The following is a 12,810-nucleotide window of genomic DNA, read 5'->3' as shown; positions in this document are numbered from 1 at the left end:
CTAATCGCCTGATTGCCCCAGATGCTCTTAGATTAAGCGTCAGCTGCTGGCTTTTCTTCCGCTGCTGCTTCTTCAGTTTTCTCTACTGCTTCTTTCATGCTCAGACGAACACGGCCCTGACGGTCAATTTCAAGTACTTTAACTTGTACTTCTTGACCTTCAGCTAGGTAGTCAGACACTTTCTCTACACGCTTGTCAGCGATTTGAGAGATGTGTACTAGACCATCTTTACCTGGAAGAATAGTTACGAATGCACCGAAATCAGCCAAACGCGCAACTTTACCTGTGTAGATGCGACCTACTTCAACTTCAGCAGTGATTTCTTCGATACGACGGATCGCTTCTTTCGCTGCAGTACCTTCAGTTGCTGCAATCTTGATAGTACCGTCGTCTTCGATTTCGATCGTTGTACCCGTCTCTTCAGTTAGAGCACGGATAACTGCACCACCTTTACCGATAACGTCTTTGATCTTCTCTGCGCTGATCTTCATGGTGTGAATGCGCGGAGCGAATTCAGAGATATCTTCACGAGCACCAGAAATCGCTTCATCCATTACCGATAGGATGTGCTTACGTGCACCTTGCGCTTGGTTAAGAGCAATCTGCATGATCTCTTTAGTGATACCTTCGATCTTGATATCCATCTGTAGCGCAGTGATACCTTCGCTAGTACCCGCTACTTTAAAGTCCATGTCACCTAGGTGGTCTTCATCACCAAGGATGTCTGAAAGAACAACGAAATCGTCGCCTTCTTTCACTAGACCCATTGCGATACCCGCAACAGACGCTTTAATAGGAACACCCGCATCCATCAGCGCCAGAGAAGTACCACATACAGAAGCCATTGAAGAAGAACCGTTAGATTCTGTGATTTCTGATACGACACGAACTGTGTATGGGAACTCATCTACCGATGGCATTACTGCCGCGATACCACGCTTAGCCAGTTTACCGTGGCCGATTTCACGACGCTTAGGAGAACCGACAAAACCTGTTTCACCTACACAGTATGGAGGGAAGTTGTAGTGCAGTAGGAAGTGATCTTTACGCTCACCGGTTAGCTCGTCGATGATTTGAGCGTCACGCTGCGTACCTAGAGTCGCCGTTACCAGTGCCTGCGTCTCACCACGAGTGAATAGTGAAGAACCGTGAGTACGTGGAAGAACACCAGTGCGTACGTCTAGCGCACGAACCATGTCTTTTTCACGGCCGTCGATACGTGGGTTACCCGCGATGATACTGCGACGTACTACTGTTTTCTCTAGATCGTGGAAGATAGTGTGGATTTCTTTGGTGTTTGCTTCTGGATCTTCAGCAAGCAGCACTTCGTTCACTTCACCAGCGATCTCGTGGATGCGGTCGTAACGAGCCATCTTCTCAGTGATTTGGTAAGCTTCAACCAATTTCGCTTCAGCGAGTTCAGCGATACGGTTCTTAAGTGCAGTGTTCTCTTCAGGAGCAACCCAATCCCAAGCTGGAGTCGCGACTTCAGCAGCGAACTCGTTGATTGCAGAGATAACAGCTTGCTGTTGATCGTGACCAAACACAACCGCTGAAAGCATCTCTTCTTCTGTTAGGTTGTCAGCTTCTGACTCAACCATCAGAACAGCGCCCTCGGTACCTGCAACCACCAGGTCAAGCTTAGACGTTTCTAGCTCAGTGTTGCTTGGGTTCAGTACTAGCTGACCATCGATGTGACCAACGCGCGCAGCACCGATAGGACCGTTGAACGGGATACCAGAGATAGCAAGCGCTGCTGATGTACCGATCATAGTAACGATGTCAGGTTGAACGTCTGGGTTTACCGACATAACGGTGGCAATAACTTGAACTTCGTTTTTGAACGCGTCTGGGAACAGAGGACGAATTGGACGGTCGATAAGACGAGCCGTTAGCGTTTCGCCTTCAGATGGACGACCTTCACGCTTGAAGAAACCACCAGGGATTTTACCTGCAGCGTAAGTACGCTCTTGGTAGTTAACCGTTAGTGGAAAGAAGTCTTGACCTTCCACCGCTTCTTTTTTACCAACAACAGAAACGAATACTGACGTATCGTCCATAGTTACCATTACGGCTGCGGTCGCTTGACGTGCAATAACGCCAGTTTCTAGAGTAACTGTGTGGTTACCGTACTGGAACGTTTTAACAACTGGTTTTTCGAACATTGTTATTCCTTGTTTCTGGGCCTCTGTAAACACAGAGCTCAGAGTGTATTGATTGATACTCAAGGCATTACAAATCGCGACTAGTAAAAATGAACTGAGCGTAGATAAAAGAAGGCAAAATTCACTTTGAATAGTCGCGACCTTTTGGTCGACGTGGTTGACTGTAATGCGATGAGCTTGTCACTCATGCTTTATAACCGACGAGGTTCAAAAGCATGCGGGCGTAGTATAGCGGGATTAATTCGATTTGGCTAAGCCATAGCAGCCAAAATAAATAACAGGCAACAAAAAAGGGGCTGAAAGCCCCTTTTTCGACAAACTGCTATGCAGTCGCTGATTAGCGACGTAGGCCTAGACGCTTGATTAGGTCTTGGTAGCGAGCTAGATTTTTACCTTTTAGGTAATCTAGAAGCTTACGACGGCGAGAAACCATACGTAGCAGACCACGACGGCTGTGGTGATCGCCTTTGTGTGCTTTAAAGTGACCTTGTAGGTGGTTGATAGAAGCAGTCAGTAGAGCTACTTGTACTTCTGGTGAACCAGTATCGCCTTCACCTTGAGCGTATTCTGCAACGATTGCTGCTTTAGTTTCTGCATTCAGAGACATAATTCTCTCCTAATAAGAGTAGGTTAATAACTGTGCCAGCCAATCTCTGATTCAGCCGACACGAGGAGCGCGAATTATAGGGGATGTACATCGCCTAAGCAATAGGTAATTGTTCGAGATTCGAGATTCGAGATTCGAGATTCGAGATTCGAGATTCGAGATTCGAGATTCGAGATTCGAGATTCGAGATTCGAGATTCGAGATTCGAGATTCGAGAAAACAATTTTTTATTAAGGCGTCGTTCTGTCAACACCTTTAACACTATTGGTCTTGTCAACTTAATACCCGCCCACCTCCAGCAGGACAAAGCCCGTTCTAAATACTCGAAGGACGAAGTCCGGTCTCGATGCTCTGAGCGAAGCGTTCTCGCCCTATCTAAACTCTCGAACGGCGCTGCCCGTTCCTATATTTCCCTTTTCTGTTACACTTAGCCTACCCAAACTTTCCTATCTGAAATTAACAGGATTCCTCATGAAAATCGGCATCATAGGTGCAATGGAGCAAGAAGTTTCCATCCTCAAAAATGCGCTAGAAAACTGTCAAACCGTCACTAAAGCTGGCTGTAACTACTTCTCTGGTCAAATCAACGGCGTTGATGTGGTACTACTTCAATCAGGGATCGGTAAAGTCGCGGCAGCAGTAGGCACAACCATTCTTCTTGATGAATATCAGCCAGACGTGGTGATCAATACCGGTTCTGCGGGTGGGTTTGACTCTAGCCTCAATGTGGGTGATGTCGTCATTTCAACCGAAGTTCGCCACCACGATGCTGACGTCACAGCGTTTGGTTATGAAATGGGACAAATGGCCCAACAACCGGCGGCATTCATCGCTGACGCGAAGTTAATGGATGTGGCTGAAAAAGCGCTACAGCAGATGGACGATACTCACGCAGTACGTGGCCTGATTTGTACTGGCGACGCTTTCATTGCCAGCGCAGAGCGACAAACGTTTATTCGCCAGCACTTTCCATCCGTGGTTGCGGTAGAAATGGAAGCGGCAGCGATTGCCCAAACCTGTCATCAGTTTAAAGTGCCTTTTGTTGTGGTCCGTGCTATCTCAGATGTTGCAGACAAAGAAGCAGGAATGAGCTTTGATGAGTTTTTGCCGCTCGCCGCTAAGAGCTCATCGGAGATGGTGATCAAGATGGTTGATCTACTCAAGTAGACCTGTTTAAGGAAAACAGCAGCATCATGGAAGATCTGTTTCAACAACTCTACTCAAATGGCGCGCTCCTGGTTCTGTGGGGCGCGCTGTTGTTCCACCTTATTCTGCCGTTTCCTCGCGAAGCTCACCCAGCGATGCTCTGGCACAAATTTGCTGAGCAATTGGCAGATAAAGTCAATACCACTAACAGCTACTCACAAAGTATCTTATCAGGCTCGCTCGCTTGGCTGTTGATGCTGCTCCCCATGCTTGCGGTATTGGTTGCGCTCAAACCCTTAGTTTGGCAACCGCAGCTTTTTGAACTGGCTTTTCTCCTTCTTGCTATCGACTGGCGAAACACCGACAAGTTTACCGCTCAATTTGTTGCCGCTTTAGCCCGAGAAGATAAACAACAAGCAAAAATGCTGCTCAAACCTTTGGTCAACCGCAACACCGAACCTCTCTCGTTACTTGGTCTAGGGAAAGCAGGCAGCGAAACCCTTATCATGAGCTACGGGCGAAATGTCATTGGGGTACTATTTTGGTACGCGCTAGCCGGAGGGATCGGCGCCTTCTTCTATCGAATGAGCGTTGAGCTCGCTCGAGCTTGGTCACCGTCGCGCCAACAGTTTTCTCCCTTTGGCATTCCCGCCATTAAAATAGTCGCCGTACTCGACTTCGTTCCGCTGCGGCTGTTTGCCATTATGATCAGTTGTGGTCAGCGCGCTTCAGCGTGCGTGCAGTTGATTCGTCAGCAGGCCCGTTCTTGGCCTTTGCCGGGGCCAGCTTGGTTGATTGTCAGCGTTGGGGCCAAGCTTGAGTTATCACTTGGCGGCCCTGCTATCTATGCAGGTCACAAAGCGGTGAGAGCCAAATTGGGTGGGCGCATTGCGCCATCCGCGATTCATGTCGCGCAAGTGCAAAAGTTACTCGCTTGGCGGATGTTTGCCTGGATCGTCATTCAAAGCCTAGCTATGGGCCTGATTTATCAAGGAATATAAATGCGCACTGTTATCGCCATTGTCTCTCTATTTATGCTGGGGATGGCTAACGCCGGCGTGCAACGGGTGGTGAGTTTAGCCCCGCACGCGACTGAAATCGCGTTTGCTGCTGGTCTCGGTGATAAACTGATCGCCGTCAGTGAGCACAGTGACTACCCACCGGAAGCAAAGCAGCTAGAAAAAGTCTCAAACTATCAGGGTATTAAGATAGAGCGCATCATCGCACTGCAACCCGACTTAGTCATTGCCTGGCCAGCGGGCAACCCAATAGGCGAACTAAAAAAACTGGAGCAGTTTGGTCTCAATATTTACTACTCACACACCCAATCTCTGCATGACATCGCGAACAATATTGAGCAGCTCAGCCAGTTTGCCGACGACCCCAGCATCGGCCAACGCGCGGCTGATGAGTTTCGCCAGCAACTCCACCAGCTTCAAACTCAGTATCAAACCGATGCAAAAGTGCGCTATTTCTACCAATTGAGCCAGCAACCCATTATCACTGTGGCGCAAAATCGTTGGCCCAGTGAGGTGTTCCAGTTTTGTGGTGGCGAGAATGTTTTTGCTAACAGCGATGCCCCCTATCCACAGGTTGGAATGGAACAGGTGATCGTACAAAATCCACAAGTCATATTTACCTCACAACATGCCATTGCCGATGGGAGCATGTGGACTCAATGGCAAACTCAGCTGGATGCGATTCAAAACAACGCTTTATGGTCACTCAATTCTGATTGGATCAATCGACCAACGCCGAGAACACTGAACGCCATTAAACAGGTGTGTGAGTATTTTGAACAGGTACGGCAAAAAGGCTAACGGTTATCGGTGAGATCTCGTACAATCCTACCTCTGTTTCTGTTCCGTTAATTTGTAAGAGATATTAGTAACATGGATTCCATGCTGCTCTACTTTATCGACTTGTTCGGTACCGCTGTGTTTGCGATTTCAGGTGTGCTTTTAGCTGGACGCCTTAAGATGGATCCCTTTGGTGTCGCCGTAATGGGCAGTGTGACGGCCATTGGTGGTGGCACAATCCGCGATATGGCGCTCGGTGCCACACCGGTATTTTGGATCACCGATACCAACTACCTGTGGACCATATTGGTCACCTGCTTGCTCACAATGATGATTGTTCGCCGCCCTAAACGTCTAGCGTGGTGGATTCTGCCTGTATGTGACGCTATAGGCTTAGCGGTATTTGTCGGCATAGGCGTGGAAAAAACCATGGCTTATCAAGACTCAGCTCTGGTTGCCATTATTATGGGGGTGATCACCGGCTGTGGCGGCGGTATCATACGTGACGTGCTGGCCCGTGAAGTGCCCATGGTACTTAGAAGTGAAGTTTATGCCACCGCCTGCATCATTGGTGGAGTATTCCACACCACGGCCTTGGCAATGGGTTATGACAGCGACAGCGCCTTCTTAGCGGGTGTGCTCTCCACGCTATTGATTCGTCTCGGCGCCATTCGTTGGCATTTATCACTACCGATATTTGCTTTGAATCGATAGCGAGAAGCGAGAAGCGAGAAGCGAGAAGCGAGAAGCGAGAAGCGAGAAGCGAGAAGCGAGAAGCGAGAAGCGAGAAGCGAGAAAACCTTGTAAGGCTTGACTGTATACATCAAGCCTTTTCTTTTAAATTCAAACATTTAAACTTAAACATTAGCCAGTACTATCGGCAATTTTCGACTCACTCATCACAAACTCGTCTCGAAGGGCGTAACCCGCTCTCGCAGCGAAGATCTCTAAAAAACAAAGGCCGCCGAAGCGACCTTTGTTAACTTATTGCTGAACTCGACGCAAGACTGCTTTCAGTGCATCAAAGTCATTGGCGAGGTCTTCAGATAACAGCTCCATCGCCGCGTGTTTTGCCAGTGGACCTGGCAAGTCGATATCTGTGCCTAAAATATCGTCTACAACTTCTTTAAACTTGGCTGGGTGTGCAGTACAGAGGAAAAGTCCTGTCTCACCGGGTTGTAACTGTTCATCAAGAAGGCGGTAAGCAATCGCACCATGTGGCTCACAAAGATACCCTAGCGCGTTTAACTCGCGGACAGACTCAGCGCTTTGCTGGTCAGACACTTTACCTTTACCTAATGTGTCTAAGCCCCAACCTTTGCGCTGACACAGCTCTTCAATGCGAGGCCAGTTATTCGGTTGGCTCACGTCCATCGCATTAGATGTGGTCGCTACGGTTGGCTTTGGATCCCATTGACCGGTTTCGAGATAACGCGGCACCGTATCGTTTTCATTGGTCGCAGCGATAAAGCGCTTAATTGGCAAGCCTAGCGCTTTGGCAAGCAAGCCTGCGGTTAAGTTACCGAAGTTACCACTTGGTACAGAAACCACTAAGTTTTCACGCTGCTCTTTAGTTAGCTGAGAAGCCGCTTCAAAGTAGTAGCAAATCTGAGCCATTAAGCGGCTGATATTGATTGAGTTAGCAGAGTTTAAGCCAATTTCTTCACGCAAAGCCGCATCATCAAAGGCCTGCTTAACTAGTGCCTGACAGGCGTCAAAGTCACCGTCAATCGCTACCGTATGGATGTTTTTACCAAGCGTACAGAATAGCTTCTCTTGAAGTGGGCTGATTTTGCCCTTCGGGTATAGAATCACAACGTTGATATCTTCCATACCATAGAAAGCATGCGCGACCGCAGCACCAGTATCACCTGAAGTCGCAGTCAAAATAGTAATCTTACCGCCGTCAGACACTGCTGCTAACGATTGAGCCATAAAACGGCCACCGAAATCTTTAAATGCGAGAGTGGGACCATGGAACAACTCAAGCGCATAAACCCCCTCTTTCACCTTGTTGATTGGAGCGGGGAATTGAAACGCCGCGTCGACCATAGCGTTAACTTGCTCTTCAGCCAGTTCGTCACCAATCAGTGCCGACAAAATCTTAGTGCTACGAGAGACAAAGTCCTCAGCTAGCAGGGCATCCACATCGTCAAACTTAGGCAGTTCAGACGGAAAGAAAAGGCCTTGATTTCGACCTAACCCTTGGCGAACGGCTTGGCCAAAGGAAACTTGTTCATCATTTTCTTTTATATTGTAAAGCTTCATAGCTCACTTCCTGTCACGATCGAACCTTGTTTGTCTAAACGACAAACATGGACGAATCCTTGTTCATTTTGTACGTAGTTCTGTTCTAACCAGCGAGCAACTCGCTCAGCGACATCTTTTTCTCTACAAATGCTAAATAGCGTCGGGCCACTTCCTGAGATCCCGGTAGCCAAAGCGCCCGCTGTTGCTGCGTATTTACGTGCATCAGCGAAGCCAGGCAGCAGTTTCTCACGATATGGTTCTGCGATCACGTCTTTGATCATTTTTGCCGCCAGTTCCGGCTGACCAGAGTGGCATGCATGAATAAAGCCCGCCAAATGACGACCGTGGGCAATAATGTCTTGTCGGCGATATTGTGACGGTAGGATCTCGCGCGCTTCCGCTGTCGAAACCTTGATGCCAGGATAAGCCATCACCCAGTACCAATCATCAAAACATGGGACTTCCTGACTAATGATGCCAAGCTCTTCCAGCATCAATTGCACACCGCCAAGATAACAAGGGGCAACATTGTCATAGTGAACGCCACCTGAGATTTGACCTTCCATCTCGCCCATTAAAGCCAACAGCTCGGTTTGATTGAGAGGTTCACCGTGGAAACGGTTTAGTGCATCCAGCGCAGCGACGATTGAACACGCGCTCGAACCTAAACCCGAACCAATCGGCATGTTCTTTTCGAGCGTCATTTCAAGGGGCAAAAGCGCTTGCCCCTTTTTATCCAGCTCGCGAGCAAATACACGCCAGCAGTCATAAACGATGTTTTCTTTAGGGTCGTCTGGCAGTTTAGAGACAAAGCTACCCGCCGTTTTCAGACTAAATGGCTCATCCCCAGCTTTAACTTGAACGCGATCCCCAAGCAGTGTGCCATCAATTGGGGACACTGCCGCCCCCAACACATCAAAACCAACACTGACATTACCGATTGACGCAGGAGCATAAACAACGACATCCATACCTCGACTCATCTCTTTATACTCCTAATTTCCAACCTAACGTACGCATAACATCGGCAAACACACCGGCGGCTGTGACTTCAGTACCTGCACCATAGCCACGAAGTACTAATGGGATCGGCTGGTAGTAACGGCTGTAGAATGCCAATGCGTTCTCACCATCTTTGATCTTAAACATAGGGTCATTTTCATTGACTGCTGCAATGCTCACTCGGCATTGGCCATCAGCGATTTCACCAACATAACGCAGTACCTTGCCCTCTTCGGCTGCTTGTGCAGAAAGTTGTTGGAAGTAGGCATCCGCTTCCGGTAGACGCTGCATAAATTCTTCTACGCTGCCTGAATCATCAAAACCAGGTGGAAGCGCTTGATCTACAATCACGTCTTCGAGCTCTAGGCTCATTCCCGCCTCACGCGCCAGAATGAGCAGTTTACGCGCGACGTCCATACCTGACAGATCATCGCGAGGATCAGGCTCGGTAAATCCGTTATCTTTAGCGATATTAGTCGCTTGACTGAGCGTCATCCCCTCGTCAAGTTTGCCGAAGATATAAGAAAGTGAGCCAGACAAGATACCACTGAAGCGCTCAAGTTCATCACCTGCAGAGATCAGGTTTTGCAGGTTTTCGATAACCGGCAGACCCGCACCGACTGTGGTTTCGTACATCAACTTACGTCGTGAGCTACGCGCCACGTCTCGAAGCTGGTGATAATAAGCCATGCTCGAGGTATTGGCTTTCTTATTTGGTGTCACTACATGGAAACCCGCAGCTAGGAAGTCTGTGTATTGATTGGCGATCGCTTCACTCGACGTACAATCAACCAGCACCGGGTTAATAATATGATTGCGCTGCACCAGCGAAATCAAGCTTGCCAAACTAAAGGCTTCTGACGCGTCCTTCATCCGGTCACGCCAGTGCTCCAATGGCAACCCTTCGCTGTCAAGGAGCAAGCCCTTGCTGTTGGCTAAACCACAAACGCGTAACACGATGCCTTTCTCCGCCAGTTTGGCTTGCTGACGACCAATTTGGTCCACCAATTCACCACCAACGCCACCGACACCGACGACAAATACATCTAAGAAGTGCTTCGAGTTAAACAGGTTTTCGTGACACGCTTTGATCGCTTCAGAAATCTTGTCTTCTGGGATCACAGCCGAAATCGCACGCTCAGAAGAACCTTGAGCAATCGCGACGATGTTGACATTCACCTCAGCTAACGAAGAGAAGAATTGAGAGGCAACACCGCGAGAAGTGCGCATACCATCACCCACTAGGGTCACGATCGCGACATCGTCGATAAACTCAACCGGCTCCAACAAGCCATCTTTTAACTCTAGCTCAAACGTCTCGCTCAAGGCTTGCTCAGCGAGTGCTTTGTCTTGCGCTTCAATACAGAAGCTGATGCTGTACTCAGATGAGGATTGGGTGATAAGCACAATCGATGCGCCCGCTGAAGACATAGCACCGAATACGCGACTCGCCATACCGACCATGCCTTTCATGCCCGGGCCAGAGACGTTCACCATGGTGAGATCACTGAGCGTAGTGATACCTTTGATCGCCAAGTTATCTTCACCGGTATCTTGGCCAATCAAGGTTCCGGCGCCTTGCGGGTTGAAACTGTTTTTAATCAGACACGGGATATGGAATTGAGCAATCGGCGCAATAGTTTTTGGATGAAGTACTGAGGCACCGAAGTAAGAGAGCTCCATCGCTTCTTGATAGCTCAAGGATTTTAATAGACGGGCATCATCAACTAAGCGAGGGTCACAGTTGTATACGCCATCGACATCGGTCCAAATTTCGCAGCAGTCAGCACGTAAACATGCGGCAAGTACCGCCGCTGAATAGTCAGAACCATTACGGCCCAAAGTGACCAATTCGCCTTTTTCATTACCTGCAGTAAAACCCGGCATGATGTTGACATGCCCTTGTGGTAAAGGCTTTTGACGGAAATTTTGCGTCGAAATCTCCACATCCACCATGGCTTCCAAATGTTCACCGCGCGCAAAAAGGTACTCAACAGGGTCGATTAGGCTCGCTGGCTGACCTTTGGCTTCTAGCACCGCTTTCATCAGTTGAATCGATACACGCTCGCCTTTACTGATAATGCGCGCATTCACATTGTCAGGGCACATTCCTAACAAATTGATACCGTGAACAAACTGTTTCAGTTGCGACAGTGATGTCTTAACTTGGTGATCGTAACCGCTGCCATCAATATTTGGCAGCACTTGTTTAATCTCTTGGAAAAGATCGCGAAATGAATCTTCTAGCTCAGCGATTTGTAACTCGGCTTGGCCATTTTTCAACGCTCCCTCGATGACCGCCACCAGCTTGTTGGTGGTTTTTCCTGGTGCCGATAAAACGACGGCAACTTCCTCTTGCTGAGCATTATTAGCAATGATATCTGCTGCTCGCAAAAAACGATCAGCATCAGCTAATGATGATCCTCCAAACTTTAAAACTCGCATCCCTTCCTCCAAAGTGTCTCAAAATGGCATAAAAAAAGGCCTGTATCTGGTTGGATACAGGCCTTTTTTTGAATTTCTTTCGCTTAGCAGCCTGCCCCAACAATTGCGATGTCGGTAATAATAATGGTTGTGGTCATTACTAGGCGTTGATGCTGCATAAGAATAATTGTTTATACGCTGTGTGTTTGCTTACCCATACGTTTAACCTATTTCTCGTGACTACGTCAACGAAAAGTTTGAATTTTTTATACTCGAACTGGTTAACTGGTGGCCAAGATACATGATGAGTATGCGCTTACATAGTAGGTAACAACAAAATCAGAGAGACATATCATAATAACGAATCGCTATATAAAAGTTGCTCCCCACTAACAGGAAATATGCTTTAATTGATCTTGCAGTGGAAAGCAGAGCAAAGGAGTGGCCGATGAAAATAACACTATGCCTATCAGCGCTCGCGTTCGCTTGCCCGCTATTTGCCACCGAGCTTCCTCCACTTCCCTCTCAACAAGAGCGTTCACCGCATAAGCTATTTATGTTGAGTGAAAACGACCAACAAGCCTTCGACTCTTGGAAAATCGACGGCGGCTATTCCTATAACGTTTTCGACAAACTGGACCTTTATATTGGTGCTCGGGTAAACAATAGCGACAACAAGATCAATGAGACGGGCTTTTTGAGTGGGGTAAGTTACCAATTCACGCCCAGGTTCTCGGTGAAAAGTACCCTCCACTCCTATAGCGACGAAAGCTCGAATGATGGTAAAGAATCATCAATCGCTGCGGAAGTATCGAGTCGCGTCAAACTCACTGATAACTTAGACATTCATGCCACTCTTGACTATCAAGAGTGGCAGAAAGGGGTTGAAGTGGGGCTAGGCTTTCGCTTTTAGCTCCAGTCAAGCAACTCAGTCGACATCAAAACACCATTCCAATCGGCATAGATGTAGTCGCCTGGCTGAATCATTTGATTGTGAATGGTTAATGTCACATTCACCTCTCCGACATCACGCTTTTCTGTCTTGAAAGGGCTAGTACCGAGTGCTTTAACCCCAAGATCCATTTCTGACATCATCGCCACATCTCGAACCGCACCGTTAACAATCACGCCTTCCCAATGGTTATCGATGGCAAGAATCGCTAGTTGATCGCCCAACAGCGCTTTTTGACAAGACCCATGCCCATCGACCACCAACACTTTACCGGTTCCATCTTGGCTGAGTACTTCTTTGACCTTTGAGTTGTCGTGGTAGCAGCGCACAGTGACAATTTCACCATAAAAAGCAAATTTACGGCCAAAGCTGTGCAAAGGCAGTTCGAGTAAGGTCACCTTGTCCTCATGCTTATCACAGATATCTGGGGTTATGTCATTCATTGTTTCCTCCTTGAACTTACAA

The 12,810-nt window shown here is 48.1% G+C and carries 11 protein-coding genes and 1 other annotated feature; of the genes, 5 read left to right on the top strand and 6 right to left on the bottom strand.

What is annotated here, in order from left to right; all coding sequences use genetic code 11:
- Positions 1-32 precede the first annotated feature (32 nt).
- Together pnp and rpsO are read right to left on the bottom strand one after the other, a co-directional pair.
- Positions 33-2,165: a polyribonucleotide nucleotidyltransferase gene (gene pnp / locus MTO69_RS02420; protein WP_248330800.1), complete on the bottom strand. Its 2,133-nt coding sequence runs from the start codon at positions 2,163-2,165 to the stop codon at positions 33-35.
- A gap of 337 nt (positions 2,166-2,502) precedes the next feature.
- A complete protein-coding gene (gene rpsO / locus MTO69_RS02415) occupies positions 2,503-2,772 on the bottom strand; it encodes a 30S ribosomal protein S15 (protein WP_005380094.1) in 270 nt (89 codons plus the stop codon).
- Between the two features lie 471 nt (positions 2,773-3,243).
- On the opposite strand from rpsO, the gene mtnN reads away from it, so the two are divergent.
- The 4 genes from mtnN (at position 3,244) to MTO69_RS02395 (ending at position 6,431) form a co-directional block, all read left to right on the top strand.
- A complete protein-coding gene (gene mtnN, locus MTO69_RS02410) occupies positions 3,244-3,939 on the top strand; it encodes a 5'-methylthioadenosine/S-adenosylhomocysteine nucleosidase (protein WP_248330798.1) in 696 nt (231 codons plus the stop codon).
- A 26-nt stretch (positions 3,940-3,965) separates the two neighbouring features.
- Positions 3,966-4,919, top strand: coding sequence for a cobalamin biosynthesis family protein (locus tag MTO69_RS02405; RefSeq protein WP_248330796.1), 954 nt, complete (start codon positions 3,966-3,968; stop codon positions 4,917-4,919).
- A complete protein-coding gene (btuF, locus tag MTO69_RS02400) occupies positions 4,920-5,738 on the top strand; it encodes a vitamin B12 ABC transporter substrate-binding protein BtuF (protein ID WP_248330794.1) in 819 nt (272 codons plus the stop codon). It abuts the gene before it with no gap.
- A gap of 72 nt (positions 5,739-5,810) precedes the next feature.
- Positions 5,811-6,431, top strand: a complete 621-nt coding sequence (locus MTO69_RS02395) for a TRIC cation channel family protein (protein WP_248330792.1) — start codon at positions 5,811-5,813, stop codon at positions 6,429-6,431.
- Between the two features lie 270 nt (positions 6,432-6,701).
- Here MTO69_RS02395 and thrC read toward each other — a convergent pair whose 3' ends face one another.
- The 3 genes from thrC to thrA are packed head-to-tail and all read right to left on the bottom strand — an operon-like array spanning position 6,702 to position 11,414.
- The gene (thrC, locus tag MTO69_RS02390) at positions 6,702-7,985 is read right to left on the bottom strand and encodes a threonine synthase (protein WP_248330790.1); all 1,284 of its coding nucleotides are present in this window, start codon (positions 7,983-7,985) and stop codon (positions 6,702-6,704) included.
- Complete coding sequence (gene thrB / locus MTO69_RS02385) at positions 7,982-8,938, bottom strand: homoserine kinase (protein ID WP_248334258.1); 957 nt, start codon at positions 8,936-8,938, stop codon at positions 7,982-7,984. Before thrB ends, thrC begins: the two co-directional genes overlap by 4 nt.
- A 16-nt stretch (positions 8,939-8,954) precedes the next feature.
- Positions 8,955-11,414, bottom strand: a complete 2,460-nt coding sequence (gene thrA / locus MTO69_RS02380; protein WP_248330788.1) for a bifunctional aspartate kinase/homoserine dehydrogenase I — start codon at positions 11,412-11,414, stop codon at positions 8,955-8,957.
- A gap of 29 nt (positions 11,415-11,443) precedes the next feature.
- Positions 11,444-11,562: a sequence feature (Thr leader region), on the bottom strand.
- Positions 11,563-11,841: 279 nt separating this feature from the next.
- Here thrA and MTO69_RS02375 point away from each other — a divergent pair.
- On the top strand, positions 11,842-12,306 hold the full coding sequence (locus MTO69_RS02375; protein WP_248330786.1) for a hypothetical protein: 465 nt from the start codon (positions 11,842-11,844) through the stop codon (positions 12,304-12,306).
- Here the strand turns inward: MTO69_RS02375 and MTO69_RS02370 are convergent.
- Positions 12,303-12,788: a putative 4-hydroxy-4-methyl-2-oxoglutarate aldolase gene (locus tag MTO69_RS02370; protein WP_248330784.1), complete on the bottom strand. Its 486-nt coding sequence runs from the start codon at positions 12,786-12,788 to the stop codon at positions 12,303-12,305. The two genes, MTO69_RS02375 and MTO69_RS02370, sit on opposite strands and share 4 nt — an antisense overlap.
- Positions 12,789-12,810: the final 22 nt, after the last annotated feature.

Source organism: Vibrio sinaloensis (assembly GCF_023195835.1).
Classification (GTDB): domain Bacteria; phylum Pseudomonadota; class Gammaproteobacteria; order Enterobacterales; family Vibrionaceae; genus Vibrio; species Vibrio sinaloensis_C.
Note: the sequence above shows the minus strand (reverse complement) of the source record. Positions and strands in the feature narration are given on the sequence as shown.